Annotated in this window: 16 protein-coding genes and 1 pseudogene; 11 read left to right on the top strand and 6 right to left on the bottom strand. The window is 62.3% G+C overall.

The annotated features are described in order from the left end of the window. Positions 1-200: 200 nt before the first annotated feature. The 3 genes and pseudogenes from C9990_RS33025 to C9990_RS06610 form a co-directional block, all read left to right on the top strand. Positions 201-971: pseudogene (locus tag C9990_RS33025) on the top strand (PAS domain-containing protein); the annotation flags it as partial. A gap of 69 nt (positions 972-1040) precedes the next feature. Beyond that, on the top strand, positions 1041-1520 hold the full coding sequence (locus C9990_RS33020; protein WP_371920691.1) for a methyl-accepting chemotaxis protein: 480 nt from the start codon (positions 1041-1043) through the stop codon (positions 1518-1520). Between the two features lie 76 nt (positions 1521-1596). Beyond that, entirely contained in the window at positions 1597-2118 is a 522-nt protein-coding gene (locus C9990_RS06610; RefSeq protein ID WP_065909162.1) for a DUF1003 domain-containing protein, read from the top strand. A gap of 6 nt (positions 2119-2124) precedes the next feature. Here C9990_RS06610 and C9990_RS06605 read toward each other — a convergent pair whose 3' ends face one another. Next, a complete protein-coding gene (locus tag C9990_RS06605; protein ID WP_106802820.1) occupies positions 2125-3018 on the bottom strand; it encodes a LysR family transcriptional regulator in 894 nt (297 codons plus the stop codon). A gap of 80 nt (positions 3019-3098) precedes the next feature. On the opposite strand from C9990_RS06605, the gene C9990_RS06600 reads away from it, so the two are divergent. Both C9990_RS06600 and C9990_RS06595 read left to right on the top strand, forming a co-directional pair. Continuing rightward, positions 3099-3806, top strand: a complete 708-nt coding sequence (locus tag C9990_RS06600) for a CTP synthase (RefSeq protein ID WP_106802819.1) — start codon at positions 3099-3101, stop codon at positions 3804-3806. Beyond that, positions 3803-4126, top strand: a complete 324-nt coding sequence (locus tag C9990_RS06595; RefSeq protein ID WP_106802818.1) for an antibiotic biosynthesis monooxygenase — start codon at positions 3803-3805, stop codon at positions 4124-4126. Before C9990_RS06600 ends, C9990_RS06595 begins: the two co-directional genes overlap by 4 nt. A 934-nt stretch (positions 4127-5060) precedes the next feature. Here C9990_RS06595 and C9990_RS06590 read toward each other — a convergent pair. Continuing rightward, positions 5061-5384 carry a DUF2025 family protein gene (locus C9990_RS06590; RefSeq protein ID WP_106802817.1) on the bottom strand — a complete coding sequence of 108 codons (324 nt, stop codon included), beginning with the start codon at positions 5382-5384 and terminating at the stop codon, positions 5061-5063. 232 nt (positions 5385-5616) lie between these two features. Here C9990_RS06590 and C9990_RS06585 point away from each other — a divergent pair, with 232 nt between their 5' ends. After that, on the top strand, positions 5617-6744 hold the full coding sequence (locus tag C9990_RS06585) for a glycerophosphodiester phosphodiesterase family protein (protein ID WP_106802816.1): 1128 nt from the start codon (positions 5617-5619) through the stop codon (positions 6742-6744). Continuing rightward, positions 6745-7410 carry an AraC family transcriptional regulator gene (locus C9990_RS06580; RefSeq protein ID WP_106802815.1) on the top strand — a complete coding sequence of 222 codons (666 nt, stop codon included), beginning with the start codon at positions 6745-6747 and terminating at the stop codon, positions 7408-7410. Here the strand turns inward: C9990_RS06580 and C9990_RS06575 are convergent. Then, positions 7402-8280 (bottom strand): sterol desaturase family protein, encoded by an 879-nt coding sequence (locus C9990_RS06575; RefSeq protein ID WP_106802814.1) that lies wholly within the window; start codon positions 8278-8280, stop codon positions 7402-7404. The genes C9990_RS06580 and C9990_RS06575 overlap by 9 nt on opposite strands. Before the next feature lie 154 nt (positions 8281-8434). Between C9990_RS06575 and C9990_RS06570 the strand changes: the two genes are divergently transcribed. The 4 genes from C9990_RS06570 to C9990_RS06555 all read left to right on the top strand — a co-directional run bounded on the left by C9990_RS06570 (position 8435) and on the right by C9990_RS06555 (position 13113). Further along, positions 8435-8740, top strand: a complete 306-nt coding sequence (locus C9990_RS06570) for a PepSY domain-containing protein (RefSeq protein ID WP_106802813.1) — start codon at positions 8435-8437, stop codon at positions 8738-8740. 182 nt (positions 8741-8922) lie between these two features. Further along, positions 8923-10095, top strand: a complete 1173-nt coding sequence (locus C9990_RS06565; RefSeq protein WP_106802812.1) for a GAF domain-containing sensor histidine kinase — start codon at positions 8923-8925, stop codon at positions 10093-10095. Positions 10096-10297: 202 nt separating this feature from the next. After that, on the top strand, positions 10298-11320 hold the full coding sequence (locus tag C9990_RS06560) for a transporter (protein WP_065909143.1): 1023 nt from the start codon (positions 10298-10300) through the stop codon (positions 11318-11320). A gap of 176 nt (positions 11321-11496) precedes the next feature. Continuing rightward, the gene (locus tag C9990_RS06555) at positions 11497-13113 is read left to right on the top strand and encodes an inorganic phosphate transporter (protein WP_106802811.1); all 1617 of its coding nucleotides are present in this window, start codon (positions 11497-11499) and stop codon (positions 13111-13113) included. A 123-nt stretch (positions 13114-13236) separates the two neighbouring features. On the opposite strand, the gene C9990_RS06550 is transcribed toward C9990_RS06555, so the two are convergent. From C9990_RS06550 to C9990_RS06540, 3 genes are all read right to left on the bottom strand, one after another. Beyond that, positions 13237-14211, bottom strand: a complete 975-nt coding sequence (locus tag C9990_RS06550) for a biotin-dependent carboxyltransferase family protein (protein ID WP_106802810.1) — start codon at positions 14209-14211, stop codon at positions 13237-13239. Beyond that, positions 14208-15086 (bottom strand): allophanate hydrolase subunit 1, encoded by an 879-nt coding sequence (locus tag C9990_RS06545; RefSeq protein WP_106802809.1) that lies wholly within the window; start codon positions 15084-15086, stop codon positions 14208-14210. Before C9990_RS06545 ends, C9990_RS06550 begins: the two co-directional genes overlap by 4 nt. A 651-nt stretch (positions 15087-15737) precedes the next feature. Then, on the bottom strand, positions 15738-16514 hold the full coding sequence (locus tag C9990_RS06540; RefSeq protein WP_106802808.1) for a 5-oxoprolinase subunit PxpA: 777 nt from the start codon (positions 16512-16514) through the stop codon (positions 15738-15740). Between the last annotated feature and the right edge of the window lie 7 nt (positions 16515-16521).

Below are 16521 nucleotides of genomic sequence, written 5' to 3'. Positions count from 1 at the left end.
CACTCGTCGACTACCCAAGAAAGGTCCTGCCCATCGGGCGAACTTCTTGTCAGGCTGGTCACTCTTAACCCGTTGTTCCACCCCCGCTGTCAGCACAAGGAGGCTGACAATGAGCACGTCAACCGTACGGCATAGGCCTTACGGGGGCAGGCGCATATACATGGATACTCCCTGCAGCTTGCTTGCCCGAGCCCCCGAACATGCTATTTAACGCCCACAAGAAAACCATCAGTACCCTGCAGCACACCGTCGCCCACCAGGCCAGCCTGCTGGACGCCATCGAGCGCTCCATGGCCGTGATCGAATTCGACCTGCACGGCAACGTGCTGCGTGCCAATGACAATTTCCTCAAGACCATGGGCTACCGCGCCGAGCAGGTCGAGGGCCAGCCCCACCGCATGTTCTGCACCCCCGACTTCGCCCGCAGCGCCGAGTATGGCCAGTGGTGGTCGAACCTGCGCAGTGGTCAATTCCAGTCCGGCACCTTCGAACGGGTAGCCGGCAACGGTCAGTCGGTGTGGCTGGAGGCCAGCTACAACCCCGTGCGCGATGACGCCGGCCAAGTGGTTCGCGTGGTCAAGTACGCCATGGACGTCACGCCGCGCCTGCAGGCTGAAAGTGAAGCCAATGCCAAGCTGGACGCCATCGGCCGGGCGATGGCCGTGATCGAGTTCAACCTCGACGGCACCATCCTCACCGCCAATGCCAATTTCCTGCAGCGCATGGGCTACAGCCTGGCGCAGATCCAGGGCAAGCATCACCGCCTGTTTTGCACACCCCAGACCGCCGCCAGCTCGCAATACAGTGATTTCTGGCGACGCCTGAACCAGGGCGAAATGTTCAGCGGCCAGTTCGAGCGCGTGGATAAAAATGGCCAGCCCGTCTGGCTTGAAGCCAACTACAACCCGGTGTACGACGCCAGCGGGCGCCTGTGCAAAGTGGTGAAGTTCGCTTCGGATGTCACCGCACGCGTGCAGCAACATGCTGCCGATGCACAGAGTGCAGCCCAGGCCTATCACTTGTCCCTGCATACCCAGGACATGGCAGAAAAAGGCGCTGAAGTGATTCAGAAAACTGCCGCTGGCATGCGTGATATTTCTGCAGATATCGACGACTCGTCGCAACTGATCGCCAAGCTCGGTGAGCGCTCGCAGCAGATCACCACCATCGTCAACACCATCCGTGGCATCGCCGACCAGACCAACCTGCTCGCCCTCAACGCCGCCATCGAAGCCGCGCGCGCCGGTGAACAGGGCCGGGGGTTTGCCGTGGTGGCCGATGAAGTGCGCCAGTTGGCGGCGCGCACCAGCGGCTCGACCACGGAAATATCCAGCATGATCGCGATGATTCAGGCAGAAACCCGCCAGGCCATCGACAGCATGGACGCCACCCGCGACCGCGCCGCCCAGGGCGTGGAATTGGCCAATCAGGCCGGCACGGTGATCCTGCAGATTCGTGAAGGCACCAGCGAGGCGGTGCAGGCTGTCAGTGCGTTTGCCAATGAGCGTGGCAACGGCTGACCCGATCTTCATGTGTGCGGCCGAGGGCTCGGTCTATAGTGCTTGATTGTCTCCAAGCAGAAGATTCGAGCCCGCCATGACCCCAGACAAGCCTGCAACCGCCCCCGTCGACCACCTGCGTTTCCACCGTGTCCACGCCCACCTGGCGCCGACCTTCGGCAACGACACCTTCGCGCTCAAGGCCGAGGCGTTTGCGCGCTTCTTCGGTACGCCGACCTTTCTCGGCGCGCAAACCGCGATCGTGATCCTGTGGGTGGTGCTGAACATCACCGGCATCACCCACTTCGACGTGTACCCGTTCATCCTGCTCAACCTGGCCTTCAGCTTGCAGTCTGCCTACGCCGCGCCGTTGATCCTGCTGGCCCAGACACGCCAGGCCGCCCGCGACAAAGCCCAGTCGGACGCCGATGCGCAGCACCGTGAAGCGCTGGCCGTGGCCAATACCGAACGCCAGGCCCAGGCCGCGCAGACCACCAAGCAGTTGCTGGAACTGCTGGAGCAGAACACCCGGCTGACAGAAATGACCAAACAGCTGACTGAGCGAATCGAAACACTGACGTGCGAAATGCATGAGCAGTTTGTGCGAAAACCCAAGTAACCGCGCCTATGCAGTGTGGGACGGCTTGACCTGCACATGTCGTCCCAACTCATCAAACAGCGTCACCACTGAGCGCAAGGCGCGGCAATCGGGACGTGTCAGCAGCCATAGCGCCGTGTCGTGCCCTGCCAATGCCGGGCCCAGCGGGTGCAGGGCATCATCCAGGAGGAAATCCGGCAACGCCGCCACACCCAGCCCCGCCCGTACCAGCTCGGTGACCGACAACATGCTGTTGCAGCGATAACTGGGGCGTACACCCGGCAAATGTTCGCGACGCCAGACCACGGTGGGATGGTCGGGCAGGAAATCATCCGGCGCGATCCATGCCAGGTCGGCCAGCGCCCGGCCTTGATGCTGGCGCGCGTAGGCTGCGCTGGCGCACACCTGATAAGCCACGGTGCCCAGGCATCGACCAACCAGATGCTCAGGTGGCGTCCTGGTCAGGCGCAGGGCGATGTCGGCATCGCGGCGACTGAGGTTGGCAAAGTCATTCGAGGTACTCAGCTCCAGGGTCAGCGCCGGGAACTGCGGCATGAACTGCGCCAGCGCCGGCAGCAACAGGCCTTGCAGTACCGAGTCAGTGCAGGTGAGGCGCACCGTGCCACTGATCACTTCACCGCCCTGCTCCACGCCAACCCGCGCTGCCTCCAGCGCTTGCTCGGCGCGCTCGGCCTGTTGCGCCAGGTTGCTCGCCAAGCTGGTGGGCAGGTAACCGGCGCGGCTCTTTTCAAACAGCGTCTGGCCTAACGCGGCCTCCAGCCGGCGCACCGCGCGAAACACCGTGGACACATCCACCCGCAACAACGCCGCCGCCCGGGCCAGACTGCCGCCGCGCACCAGGGCGAGGATCAATGACAAGTCGGCGTAGTCAATTTGATAGTGCGTAGCTGCAATGAGCATGTGGATAAACGCCAATATTGATTGCGTGAACGCCAATCTATAGTGCGCACCAGGACACCACAAGCCATGGGACGCACACGATGAAAGCTACTGCTCTGCACCTCGCCCTGATCGGCGACTACAACCCCGATGTCCCCGCGCACCAGGCCATTCCCGTCGCGTTGCAGCTGGCCGCCGACAGCCTTGGGCTGAAGGTTCACCTGCAATGGATCGACACCGACACGCTCACGCCCGCCACCCCATTGCACGGTTTCGACGGTTTCTGGTGCGTGCCTGCCAGCCCTTACCGCGACACTGACGGTGCCCTGCGCGCCATCCGGTTTGCCCGCGAACAACGGCGACCTTTCCTCGGCACCTGCGGCGGCTTTCAACATGCGGTGCTGGAATATGCCCGCAACGTACTGGGCTGGGCCGACGCGGAACATGGTGAACTGGCGCCACAGGCACAACGCGCGGTGATCGCACCGCTGAGCTGCTCGCTGGTAGAGGCCACTGACACCGTGCGTTTGACCCCCTACACGCGCATCGCCGACGCTTATGGCACCCTCGACATCGAGGAAGGCTATCGCTGCCGCTACGGCATGAACCCCGAATTTGCCCAGGCGTTGCTGGAACGCGAGTTGATTCCCAGCGGGCACGACTCGGCGGGCGACCTGCGCGCCGTGGAGTTGCTCGATCATCCGTTCTTTGTCGCTACGTTGTTTCAGCCGGAGCGCGCCGCCCTCAGGGGCATCACGCCACCGTTGGCGATCGCCCTGCTCAAGGCATGCCAGGAGACAGTGGCATGATCGCGACCACACCGCCCCCGCCGTATTACGCAGTGATTTTCAGCTCACTGCGCACCGAAGGTGATCACGGCTACGGCGAGGCCGCCAACCGCATGCTGGAACTGGCACGCGAACAACCGGGGTTTCTCGGCGTGGAATCAGCGCGTGAAAATGGCCTGGGGATTACCGTCTCGTACTGGAGCAGCGAGGCGGCGATCCTGGCCTGGAAGCAGCAGGCAGAACATCGCGCGGTACGTGAGCAAGGGCGCTCCACCTGGTACTCGGCGTTTCAGACGCGGGTGTGCAAGGTGGAGCGGGCCTACGCCTTTGGAGCGGTGTGACGGTGGGGGCTGGCTTGCCTGCGATGGCATTTTTTCAGCCAATTCATGCAGTGGCTGAACCACCGCCTTCGCAGGCAAGCCAGCTCCCACATTTATCAGTGGTTGGCCTTGATTATGTGCCAGCCACAGCCCCCAATCTTATTTATGCCAGCCCTGAATCCCGAGCCCGACACCGCACCAATGTGGGAGCGGGCTTGCTCGCGAAGGCGGTGTATCAGTAAAAGCTAAGCCAGCTGACCCACCGCCTTCGCAGGCAAGCCAGCTCCCACATTTATCAGTGGTAGGCCTTGATTATGTGCCAGCCACAGCTCCCAATCTTGTTTGGGCCAGCCCTGAATCCTGTGCCAGGCACAGCTCCAATGTGGGAGCGGGCTTGCTCGCGAAAGCGGTGTATCAGTAGAAGCTAAGCCAGCTGACCCACCGCCTTCGCAGGCAAGCCAGCTCCCACATTTATCATGTGGTAAGCCTTGATCCTGTGCCAGGCACAGCTCCCAATCTTGTTTGTGCCAGCCCTGAATCCCGAGCCCGACACAGCTCCCAATCTTATTTATGCCAGCCCTAAATCCCGAGCCCGACACCGCACCAATGTGGGAGCGGGCTTGCTCGCGAAAGCGGTGTATCAGTAAAAGCTAAGCCAACTGACCCACCGCCTTCGCAGGCAAGCCAGCTCCCACATTTATCAGTGGTAGGCCTTGATTATGTGCCAGGCACAGCTCCCCAATCTTGTTTGTGCCAGCCCTGAATCCCGAGTCCAACACAGCCCCAATGTGGGAGCGGGCTTGCCCGCGAAAGCGGTGTATCAGTCAAAGCTAAGCCAGCTGACCCACCGCCTTCGCAGGCAAGCCTGCTCCCACATTTATCAGTGGTAGGCCTTGATCCTGTGCCAGGCACAGCTCCCACATGTTGCTCTTCATAAGACTGAAAACCTGCCGACCTAGCTCACCAGGCTACGCAACGCACTGATCTGCGGAATATCCACCCGGCGCATGTACGCCCGCAATGGCTCGGTGATGTTGATGCGGTCGTCGATGTTCTGGTCGAGCAGCAGTTGGATTCGTTCGCGCGACAGGGTCATGGTCTGCTCGGCGGCGGGCAGCCAGACGAATTCGGCGGTGGGAATGATGCCGTCATCAGCCACGTCCATGCCGAAGGCGTCTTCGCTGAAACGCACGATGTACTGGCCGGTCTTGCGGTTGAGGCCGACAAAACCACGGAGTTGGTCGGCGGCCTGGCAGATAAGCTCGGAAGTGATGCGCATGGTAAACCTCACTGAAAAGTCCCACAGGGACTGGAAAGATGGTTTACACGCGTGGCAGAAAGTACTGCCCTCTAACGGAGCAGCTTCGGGCAAGAGTACTGCAATGCACGGCAAAAAAACCGAGAAAATTGGCGGGTGCGCACGTTAATGTCGGTTTGGTGATAGCGCCTTTCGCAATCAATTGTTAAAAAGGAGGCCTTCTCAAAGCTACCTCCACGAAAGGACTTCGCATATGCCTGTCACGTTTTCCAAGAGCGCCCTGCTGCTCGCCCTGGCGCTTGGCCTCGGCCAGGCACAGGCTGCCGACCCGATCAGCCCGGCTGAATTGGCGACAAACGAAGGCATTCCCTACCCTGCCGTGATCGCTCACCGTGGCGCGTCCTACGATGCCCCGGAATCCACCGCCGCCGCCTACAAGGTCGCCCGCGACCTGGGTGCCGACTACCTGGAGATGGACCTGCAGCGCAGCAAGGACGGCGTACTGTTCGCCCTCCACGACAACAACCTGCAGCGCACCACCGACGTGGCCACCAAGTTCCCCGAGCGCAAGGACGCCCCGGCCAACGAATTCACCTGGAAAGAACTGCAAACCCTCGACGCCGGCAGCTGGTTCAACACCGCCTACCCCGACCGCGCACGTCCGGGCTTCGTCGGCCTGAAAATCCAGAGCCTGGACGACATCATCAAGATCGCCGAAGGCAACCCGCAGCACAAACCCGGCCTGTACATCGAGACCAAGGAGCCCAAGCAGTTCCCGGGCATCGAAGCCGACCTGAAAAACAAGTTGCTGGATAAAGGCTGGCTGAGCTCTGCCGGCTCCAAGCTGGGCAAGAGCAACACCGGTGTCGGCCAGGGCAAGGGGCGCGTGGTCCTGCAAACCTTCGAGACGGCCAGCCTGAAAGAACTGCAGAAAGAAATGCCGAACACGCCGAAGATCCTGCTGCTGTGGGTCGGCCCTGGCAGCATCGAGCCGAAATCGACACAGACCTTCGCTGAGTCCGGCGAAACCACCAAGGCCGCCTACTACGCCAAGCAAGAGCCGAAAGACGCCGCCGAGTTCGAAAAATGGGTCGACGAAGCCAAGAGCCTCGGCGCCATCGGCACCGGCCCTTCGGCCGAGCTGACCGCCCATGGCGACCAGAGCTACACCGACCTGGTGAAGCCGGAAATGAACCAGCTGACCCACGACAAAGGCCTGCTGGTGCACGTCTATACCGTCGATGAGCCGGTGGATTTCGACAAGGTGATGAAGGCCGGTGTCGACGGCATCTTCACCAACCGTGCCGCCGAACTGCTGAAGTTCTACAAGCGCTGGCCGTCGTCCAGCGTGCAGGACCTGCTGAACGACTATAAGTACTGAGTGAAGCCCGAATGGTCGGGTCGCCTGTGGTTGGGCCGTGATTACGGCCTGATCCACGGCGAGCTGGGGCGCACCGCGCCCCATGCGCACTACGCCCATCAATTGATGTTCTCCCCAGGCCGGCCCATCACGGTCAGCCTTGAAGGCCGCGTGATCACGGCCGATCGCCTGTTCATTCCTTCGCGACACCGCCACGCCATCCTCCAGGCCGAGGGTGAGGTGCAGGTGCTGTATGCCGAACCCATCGTCTTTGCTGCCGAGCCGTTGCAGGCCCTGCTGCTGGGCGGCGCAGGGTTTATCGAGACGCTGCACCAGTTGCCCCGGCGGCGCCTCGACGATCCACGCATCGAGCGCGCACTCGCCAGCCTCGATCAACATCTGGGCGGCAAAGTGTCGGCCCTGGCCCTGGCCGAGGCGGCGCACCTTTCACTCAGCCAACTGGAGCGCCTGTTCAGCGATCAGCTCGGTGTGCCGGTGCGCCGCCTGGTGCTGTGGCGACGGTTGCGTGTGGCCCTGCAACTGGCCCTCGCGGGCGGCACGCTGACCGAGGCCGCCCACGGCGCGGGCTTTGCCGATTCGGCGCATTTCTCGCGGACCATGAAGCAATTGTTCGGCGTCACCGCCGGGGCGTCCCTGCGCCAGCTGGAGGTGCAGTTCCTAACGTAAATCCTGCGGCAACGGCGGCTCCTTGCCCGACTTCACCGCCGCGAACGGGTCACACAACTGCGCCACATAATCCCGCGGAAAATCCGGCCGACTGCCAATCCCCAGGTCCCCCGGCCCCATGCGATAGCGCGGGCGATCAAACGCAGTGCCCAGCAGCCAGTCCCACAGATTGAAAAACAGCCCGAAATTCACATCCCCCGCACGCCCGTATTTCATGTGGTGAAACCGATGCACCGGCGCCCAGGCGAACACCCAGCGCAACGGCCCCAGGCGCATGGCCACATTCGAGTGTTGCAGTAGCAATTGAACGGCGATGGCCAATGCCAGCAACTGCGCCACGTCCAGCGGTATGCCCAAAAGGATCAGCGGCAGCAGGCCTGCCGTCGCTTCGAGCATCTGGTGCAAGGGGTGCTTCATCAAGCCATTGAAGCCATAGAGCCGCTGCACGCTGTGATGCACCGCATGCAGGCGCCACAACGGCGCAACACGGTGGCTGGCGTAATGCATCAAGGTAATCCCGGCGTCGGCCACGACAATGGCCAGCAACAATTGCTCCCACAACGGCCAGCCTCGTGGCCAGAGGCCTTCGAACGCCAACAGCGCGGTCAGTCCGGGCAGGATCAGCAACCCCGCGGCATTCAGGCTTTCATTGACCAACGCATGCAAGGTGTCGCGTCGACGATCACCCAGGCTGCGGTTCCATTGCCGCTCATAGGGCAGCCATTGCTCGACCAGAAATGACACCGCCACCGCGCTTGCAAACACCAGCAGCAACCCTTGCGGTTGCCTGGCCTGCACATACGCGAGTGCCCACCCGATAAACCCTGCAAAAAAGACAGGCGCATAAAGCCAACTGACCAACCGTTTCATCCGAGTCTCCCTTTAAGTGAGCCCTCAGCATGAAATCCCGCGCCCTTGGCGGATTGAACAAACTGCGCAACCGCTTGAAATAATTAAGCGTGAATTAAGTTGCGCTGGATAACCTGATCCCACTCAAACAGCTCACCGAAGAAGGACACACACCATGAAAACCCTGACCGCACTGTTCGCCGCCACCGCCCTGACCCTGACTGCCGGCCTGGCCCAGGCCGATGTTCGCCCGGATCACATTGAAGGCCTGGTCAAGTCCGGCGCCGTGATGCCGTTCGACAAACTCAACGCCGCTGCCGTCGCCACCCACGCCGGTGCCAGCATCACCGACACCGAGCTGGACCACAAAAACGGCGTGCTGGTCTACGAAGTCGACCTGACCGACACAGCCGGCAAACGCTTTGAAGTGAAGCTCGACGCCAAGACCGGCGCCGTGCTGGAAAACAAGCAAGACACTTGAGTCGCCCCCTCAAGCAACCGCGCCACCTCCGGGTGGCGCGGTTTTTTTATGTCCGCGCGTCAGCGGGCGTAAGAAAATCCTCGATTTTGCGAATGAAATTACACCCACATGGCACAAGGTCGCTAAAATCCCACCCATTGGCCGGGGCATAACGCTCAGCACGTTGGGATAGAGATTGCTGCATGGGGCAAAAAGCCGCCGACATCGCCACCATTGGCCGCATCAGTGCCGTCCCCGCGATGCTCAAAGTCATCAGCGACATGACCGGCCTGCGCTTCGCAGCGGTCGCGCGGGTGACCGATGACACCTGGACCGCGTGCGCCGTGCTCGATCAGTTGGACTTCGGCCTTGGCGTCGGCGGCGAACTGGACCTGACGACCACGATTTGCCACGAGATTCGCGGCTCCCACGTGTCCGTGGTCATCGACAAAGCCAGCGAAGACCCGCTCTACCACGACCACCACACGCCGCGCCTGTACCACTTCGAAAGCTACATCTCAGTGCCGGTGTTTCGCACCGACGGGCACTTCTTCGGCACCATCTGCGCCCTCGACCCTAACCCTGCAGAGCTGCGCAGCAGCACGATCCAGTCGACCATGGAGTCATTCGCCCGGGTGCTGTCGCTGCAAATCGAAGCTGAAGAAGCCGCGCAGTTCACCCACGCGCAATTGCAGGAAGAACGCGATACCGCCGAACTGCGTGAGCAATTCATCGCCGTGCTTGGTCATGATCTGCGCAACCCGCTGTTCGCGATCAACTTCGCTGCTGAACGGCTGCTGCGCAAGCACCCGGATCCGGCCACGGACACGTTGCTGCGACATATCCTCACCAGCGGCCGCCGCGCCGCGCAGTTGGTCGAAGACGTGCTGGACTTCGCCCGTGGCCGCCTGGGCAATGGCATTCCGTTGAACATCGGCGATTGCCAGGGTCTGCAGGAGGCGCTGCAACATGTGGTGTCGGAAGTGCAGAGCGTGCACCCGCAGCGCGTGATCCAGGCGAATATCGACGACCTGCAAGGCGTGAGTGGCGACCGCGATCGCCTCGCGCAGCTGCTCTCCAACCTGGTGGCCAATGCCATTCACCATGGCAGCCACGAGGGACCGGTGGAGGTCACGGCAAAGATCGAGCAAGGCCATTTCAACCTGACCGTCAAGAACCCCGGGCAGATCAGTGCGCAAGCCTTGCCCCGGTTGTTCCAGCCCTACTCGCGTCCGACCACCGATACCCCCCAGGCCGGCCTGGGTCTGGGGTTGTATATCGTCAAGCAGATCGCCGAAGCGCATGGCGGCGAGCTGAACGTGTCGACCACCGCCGAGCACGGCACCGTGTTCACGTTCAGCCTGCCCACCCCCTGATCAGGGGCCAAAGCGTCCCTGTCAGCAGCGGTTCTTGATGCCTGGTGAGAGAGGCTTCTTGAACGGTTGCTGACAGGCGGTCAATAAAGTGTCATCGCAACGCAATAAGTCGCGAACCGTCACAAAACTGTCAAATCCCCTTGCAATGATCGCTCACGCGAACCTGTGAAACGTCCTACAGGCGCTTTCTCTGCGAGCCTCCATGAACCACAGCCTCGACTACAGCCATCAGGATTCCGACCTGTTCGGCTTGCTTTACGGTTTCCGTTTTCGCCCTGGTGAAAAGGCTGAGCAGATTGACTCGGCCACCGCCCTGCAGGCCTTGCAGCAACCCGGCGACCCCGAAGAATTCCTCTGGCTGCACCTTAACCTGGCCCACGCCGCGTGCGAGCGCTGGATGCAGGCGCACCTGGATTTGCCCGAGGAATTCTTCGAGGCCCTGCATGAAGGCTCGCGCTCCACGCGCATCGAACATGTCGACTCGGCCTTGCTCGCGGTGGTCAACGACGTGGTATTCAACTTCAGCAGCATGGTCTCGTCGGATATTTCCACGCTGTGGGTGTGCGCGCGCAGCCGCTTGCTGATCAGCGCGCGCCTGCAACCGCTGCACTCGGTGGACAAGCTGCGCTCGTCGGTGAAAGCCGGTGAAACCTTTCGCTCGCCGCTGGAGCTGCTGGTGCACCTGCTGCGCGACCAGGGCGAAGTCCTGACCCAGATCGTGCGCAAGACCAGCATCAGCGTCGACCATATCGAAGACCAGTTGCTGTCCTCGCGCCTGTCCACCAACCGGGCGGAACTGGGGGCGGCGCGCCGGGTGCTGGTGCGCCTGCAACGCCTGCTCGCGCTGGAACCCGGCTCGCTGCTGCGTCTGCTCAACCGCCCGCCGCAATGGCTGCAGAAGGAAGACGTGAAGGAGCTGCGCAAATCCACCGAGGAGTTTGCGCTGATCATCAATGACCTGATGGCCCTCGGTGAGCGGATCAAGTTGTTACAGGAAGAAATCGCCGCCAACCTCAACGAGCAAAGCAACCGCACGCTGTTCACCCTCACCGTGGTGACGGTGCTGGCACTGCCGATCAATATCATTGCCGGCTTCTTCGGCATGAACGTGGGCGGTGTACCGCTTTCCCAGGACCCGGAAGGCTTCTGGATCCTGGTGGCGTTGGTGGCGACGTTCACCTTGATTGCCGGGCGCTGGGCCTTTCGCAAGCGCAAGGATTACTGAAGCGCACGCTCGACTTGAAATGCCCTCGACGGTGGGAGCCGGCTTGCCGGCGCCTACCAAGGGGCAGTTATAGACCGGCGGCATGGCCGATTGATTAAACACTGACCTGCCGCAGTATCTCTGTAACATTCTGCAATGAATATGGATGCCATCCTCCCCACACTGGATGCTCCGGCATGGCCACCCCTTCCCTGACTGCCTCCACCCGCTCCTCGCACAGCGAGCCCAAACCCAGGCTGGACAAGAAACCCGGCCTGGTGACGGTAATCATTTTCTTCGCCGTGCTCGCCATGGGCCTGTTGTTCACCGCCTACAGCCTGATGCACGACATGCACGAAATGGGCGCGGTGGTCACCACCTGGACGCCGTTCCTGCTGCTGGGCGTGGCGCTATTGATCGCCCTGGGTTTCGAGTTCGTCAACGGCTTCCACGACACCGCCAACGCGGTCGCGACGGTGATCTACACCAACTCGCTGCCGCCGCATTTTGCGGTGGTGTGGTCGGGGTTTTTCAACTTCCTCGGGGTGCTGCTTTCCAGCGGTGCCGTGGCCTTCGGCATCATTGCCCTGCTGCCAGTCGAGCTGATTTTGCAGGTCGGTTCCTCGGCCGGTTTCGCGATGATCTTCGCCCTGCTGATCGCTGCGATCCTGTGGAACCTCGGCACTTGGTGGCTGGGGTTGCCGGCGTCTTCTTCGCACACGCTGATTGGTTCGATCATCGGCGTCGGCGTGGCCAATGCGCTGATGCACGGGCGTGACGGCACCAGCGGGGTGGATTGGAGCCAGGCGATCAAGATCGGCTATGCGCTGCTGCTGTCGCCATTGATCGGCTTCGCCTTCGCCGCCCTGCTGTTGCTGGCGCTGCGCGCGTTTGTCAAAAACCGCGCGCTGTACAAGGCGCCCAAGGGCGACACCCCGCCGCCGTGGTGGATTCGCGGCATGCTGATCGCCACTTGCACCGGCGTGTCGTTTGCCCACGGTTCCAACGATGGCCAGAAGGGCATGGGCCTGATCATGCTGATCCTGGTGGGCACCCTGCCGATGGCCTACGCGCTGAACCGCACCATGCCGGCCGAGCAATCGCTGCAGTTCGCCGCCGTGGCTGAAGTGACCCAGGTGGCCCTGGTGAAAAGCGCACCGCAGGCGCTGACGGGCGACCCGCGGCCGATCCTGTCGACCTATGTGCGCACCAAGGAAGCCACGCCGGAACTGGTACCGGCGCTTGCCGCCCTCGCCGGCCAGATCGGTGATGAAGTCAAAGGCTACGGCTCGCTGGCCAAAGTCCCCGCCGAAGCCGTAGGCAACGTGCGCAACGACATGTACCTGACCAGCGAAACCATTCGCCTGATGGACAAGGGCAAGGTCGGCAATTTCGACGCCGACACCCAGGGCAAGCTCAAGCTGTTCAAGGATCAGATCGACAACTCCACGCGCTTTATCCCGCTGTGGGTGAAGATCGCCGTGGCCATCGCCTTGGGCCTGGGGACTATGGTCGGCTGGAAACGCATCGTGGTGACCGTCGGCGAGAAGATCGGCAAGACCCACCTGACTTACGCCCAGGGCGCATCGGCCGAAATGGTGGCCATGCTGACCATCGGCGCGGCGGATATGTATGGCTTGCCGGTGTCGACCACCCATGTGTTGTCGTCGGGCGTGGCGGGGACCATGGTCGCCAATGGCGGTGGCTTGCAGATGAAGACCATCCGCAATCTGCTGATGGCGTGGGTGCTGACGCTGCCGGCGGCGATTCTGCTGTCAGGCAGCCTCTACTGGCTGTTCACCCAATTGTTCTGACACAGCACCGTTTAACCGTGAGGGAGCGGGCTTGCTCGCGAAAGCCGTCTGTCAGTCAGGGCACCTGGCGACTGACACACCGCAGGCGTGAGCAAGCCGGCTCTACATTGGTTCTATGGGTTTTCAGCTATTGAATAACCCGCCCATTATTTTCAGGCGTTTTTTGTATACCCGCCGCGCCTCCAGCGCCTCTTCCAGCGTCACCGCCACAAACCCCGCGCGCTGGTTCGGCTGCATCTGCCCGATCAGGTCCAGGTCGGCACTGATCACCGTGCCAATCATCGCGTAGCCGCCGCCCGACACCGCATCCCGATGCAGCACGATCGGCTCCAGCCCGGCCGGTACCTGGATCGAACCGATGGGGTAGCAACTGTCGACGATATTCGACGGATCCGAGCCCGCGCCGAACGGCTGCTCGCGTGGCTGGAAGCTCAGCGCGCTGCCGCCCTTGAAGCGATAGCCGATGCGGTCGGCCTCGGAGCCGACGGTCCAGGGTTCGGCAAAAAAGCTGCTCTTGGCACCCGCCGTCAAGCGCTCGTAGTACAGCCCCGGCACCACGCGCAACGTCACATCGCCACCGACCGACCGGCGCAGCGCCATCGGCAGGCTGTTGCCCGCGCGCCCCTGTCCGCTTGCGGTACCGATGGGCAGCTCATCCCCCGCCTGCAAGCGTCGCCCGTGAAAACCACCGAGCGCACCGAGGGTGTAAGTGGAACGACTGCCGAGCACCAAGGGCACGTCGATGCCACCGGCGACCGCAAGATAAGTGCGCGCGCCCGCCTTGGGAAACTCGAAGCGCAGCACCTGCCCGGCACGCACGTGGAAGGCGGTGTCCTGGTGCACCACTTCACCGTCCAGGCGCGGTGACATCAACGCGCCGCTGAGGGCCACCAGGGCGTCCTGTTGAAACGCCAGCTCGGGGCCAATCAACGTGCATTCCAGGCCCGCTGCGCCGATGGGATTGCCCACCAGGTGGTTGGCCGCGCTCAAGGCGTACTGGTCCAACGCCCCCGAGGGCGGAATGCCCAGGTGGTAATAGCCTTCGCGGCCAAGGTCTTGCACGGAGGTGGCGAGGCCGGGTTTGAGGACCTTGATCATGCCAGCGCCTCCTGCAGGGTTTTCGGGTAGCCGATGGGGTCGGCGAGAAACGCATCGAGGGAAAATTCCACCGTACGGATGCGCAGGTCGAAACGTCCTGCGTCCACTTCGGCAACGGCCTGGTCGTAGGCGTCGCGGTCGATGGGTTTGAATTGCACGATGTCACCGGGCCGGAAGAACACCATGTGGTCCTTGAGGTAGGCCAATTGCTGCGCCGGGTCGTAGATCGGCGCCGGGGTCACGCCGAACATCTGGTAACCGCCGGCCCCGCGCACCGAGTAGATGCAGCCGAAGCAGCCGCCATGGCCGAGGGTCAACTTGGGGGTGTCGGTACGCGGGCGCAGGTACTTGGGCACCTGCAGCTGCCGCTCGCGCTCGACCATCTGGAACATGAACGGCAGGCCCGCGACAAAGCCGACCATCGACACAAACCACGGCGCGCCACTGTGGGCGGCGATAAACGCGTCGACATCGGCCAGGCCGTTGATGCGCGCGGCGTATTCCAGGTCGGTCGCGCTGGGGTCCTGGTGGCGGTCGCGAAAACGCATCAGCGTTTCATGGGTCCAGGGGTCGTTGTAGAGCACCGGGATTTCGATGATGCGCGTGTGCAGGGTGCGTTCGGCCACGGCCTGGGCTTCGGCGGTCTGCACCGCGTCGAGCAGCACGTGTGGCGCGATGCGGTCGGGGTCGAAGCGAATCTGGAACGACGCGTTGGCCAGGCACACATCCAGCACACCTTCCAGGGCCAGGCGCTCTACGGCCCGGGTCACGGCCATGCCCGTGAAAAAGGCCTCCAGCGACATGCTCTCGCTGACCTCGGCAAACAGGTGTTCATCACCGCCGAAGCTGTAGCGGATGGGGGGTGTTTGAGCCATGTCTGTTCCTCTTGGAATCGTTATAGAAAGGCAGGCAAAAAATGAATAGGGGTGAGTGGATTTATTGTGCTGAGCGGTTTTTTTTGTGGCCTATGGGATTTCTGTGGCAAGCAACCTTTGTGTGGTGAGCGGGCGTCCTGTGGCTAGCAGGCTTCCTTTGGCTAGCAAGCTTCCTGTGCCTAGCAGGCTTCCTTTGGCTAGCAAGCTTCCTGTGCCTAGCAGGCTTCCTTTGGCTAGCAAGCTTCCTGTGCCTAGCAGGCTTCCTGTGCCTAGCAGGCTTCCTTTGGCTAGCAAGCTTCCTGTGCCTAGCAGGCTTCCTTTGGCTAGCAAGCTTCCTGTGCCTAGCAGGCTTCCTTTGGCTAGCAAGCTTCCTGTGCCTAGCAGGCTTCCTTTGGCTAGCAAGCTTCCTGTGCCTAGCAGGCTTCCTTTGGCTAGCGCGCTTTATGTGGTGAGCGGGCTTGCCCCGCGTTGGGCTGCGCAGCAGCCCCAGTAAGCCCCCTGTGTACTTCCAGGTAGAACTCGGCCGTCTGATTTTAGGGCCGCTACGCGCCCCAACGCGGGGCAAGCCCGCTCACCACATAAAGCGCGCTCACCACAGGAATTCTGCTCACCACATAAAGTCCGCTTGCCACAGGAAGCCCGCTTGCCACATCAAGCCCCGTTGGCCGCAGGCAGCCCATTGGCCACCACGATTCCTGCCTGGTCCAGGGCTTCGCGGGTGGCTTCCACCAATTCCAGGGCGCCGGGTGTGTCGCTGTGCAGGCAGATGGAATCGAATTCGATAAACAGGTCTTCGCCTTCCACCGTGCGCACCAACCCGGTCTGACAGGCGCGTAGGACCCGCGCCGCTACGGTGGCAGGATCCAGCGTGCGCACTGTGCGGGTAAACACGATGGAGCCGCTCAGATCGTACTCACGGTCGGCGTAGAACTCACGCACCACCGGTTGCCCGAGTTCCTTGGCCACGCGCCAGATCACCGAGTTGGGCATGCAGTACAACAGCAGTGTCGGTTCGATGACCTGCAGGTTCTGCACCAGCAGCCGCGCGGCTTCTTCGTCGCGGGCCAAATGCATGTAGAGCGCGCCGTGGGGCTTGATATGTTGCAGCGTCACGCCTTGGGCGCGGGCGATTTCGCGCAGGGCGCCGAGCTGGTAGAGAATGTCGTCGACCAGCTCCTGGGCCGGGGCGTTGATATGCCGACGCCCGAAGCCGACCAGGTCGCGAAACCCCGGATGTGCACCGATGGCCACCCCCAGTTGCTTGGCGCGCTCGACGGTGCGACGCATGGTGCCGGGGTCGCCGGCGTGGAAGCCGGTGGCGATGTTGGCCGAGCTGATATAGGCCATCAGCTGCGCGTCGACGCCATCGCCGATGGTCCAGGGGCCGAAGCCTTCGCCCATGTCCGAGTTGAAATCCACTGCCTGCATCGAGGTC

The sequence above is a fragment of the Pseudomonas sp. S5D5 genome (assembly GCF_003013355.1).
Classification (GTDB): Bacteria; Pseudomonadota; Gammaproteobacteria; order Pseudomonadales; family Pseudomonadaceae; genus Aquipseudomonas; species Aquipseudomonas aylmerensis.
This window is presented reverse-complemented; position numbering and strand designations above follow the sequence as displayed.

Coding starts and splice junctions, on each gene's coding strand:
- C9990_RS06575 (WP_106802814.1), bottom strand. CDS start 8,280: ATGAAACGGTTGGTCAGTTGGCTTTATGCGCCTGTCTTTTTTGCAGGG.
- C9990_RS06595 (WP_106802818.1), top strand. CDS start 3,803: ATGATCGCGACCACACCGCCCCCGCCGTATTACGCAGTGATTTTCAGC.
- C9990_RS06605 (WP_106802820.1), bottom strand. CDS start 3,018: ATGCTCATTGCAGCTACGCACTATCAAATTGACTACGCCGACTTGTCA.
- C9990_RS06550 (WP_106802810.1), bottom strand. CDS start 14,211: ATGATCAAGGTCCTCAAACCCGGCCTCGCCACCTCCGTGCAAGACCTT.
- C9990_RS33020 (WP_371920691.1), top strand. CDS start 1,041: ATGGCAGAAAAAGGCGCTGAAGTGATTCAGAAAACTGCCGCTGGCATG.
- C9990_RS06540 (WP_106802808.1), bottom strand. CDS start 16,514: ATGCAGGCAGTGGATTTCAACTCGGACATGGGCGAAGGCTTCGGCCCC.
- C9990_RS06555 (WP_106802811.1), top strand. CDS start 11,497: ATGGCCACCCCTTCCCTGACTGCCTCCACCCGCTCCTCGCACAGCGAG.
- C9990_RS06590 (WP_106802817.1), bottom strand. CDS start 5,384: ATGCGCATCACTTCCGAGCTTATCTGCCAGGCCGCCGACCAACTCCGT.
- C9990_RS06545 (WP_106802809.1), bottom strand. CDS start 15,086: ATGGCTCAAACACCCCCCATCCGCTACAGCTTCGGCGGTGATGAACAC.
- C9990_RS06565 (WP_106802812.1), top strand. CDS start 8,923: ATGGGGCAAAAAGCCGCCGACATCGCCACCATTGGCCGCATCAGTGCC.
- C9990_RS06585 (WP_106802816.1), top strand. CDS start 5,617: ATGCCTGTCACGTTTTCCAAGAGCGCCCTGCTGCTCGCCCTGGCGCTT.
- C9990_RS06610 (WP_065909162.1), top strand. CDS start 1,597: ATGACCCCAGACAAGCCTGCAACCGCCCCCGTCGACCACCTGCGTTTC.
- C9990_RS06600 (WP_106802819.1), top strand. CDS start 3,099: ATGAAAGCTACTGCTCTGCACCTCGCCCTGATCGGCGACTACAACCCC.
- C9990_RS06570 (WP_106802813.1), top strand. CDS start 8,435: ATGAAAACCCTGACCGCACTGTTCGCCGCCACCGCCCTGACCCTGACT.
- C9990_RS06560 (WP_065909143.1), top strand. CDS start 10,298: ATGAACCACAGCCTCGACTACAGCCATCAGGATTCCGACCTGTTCGGC.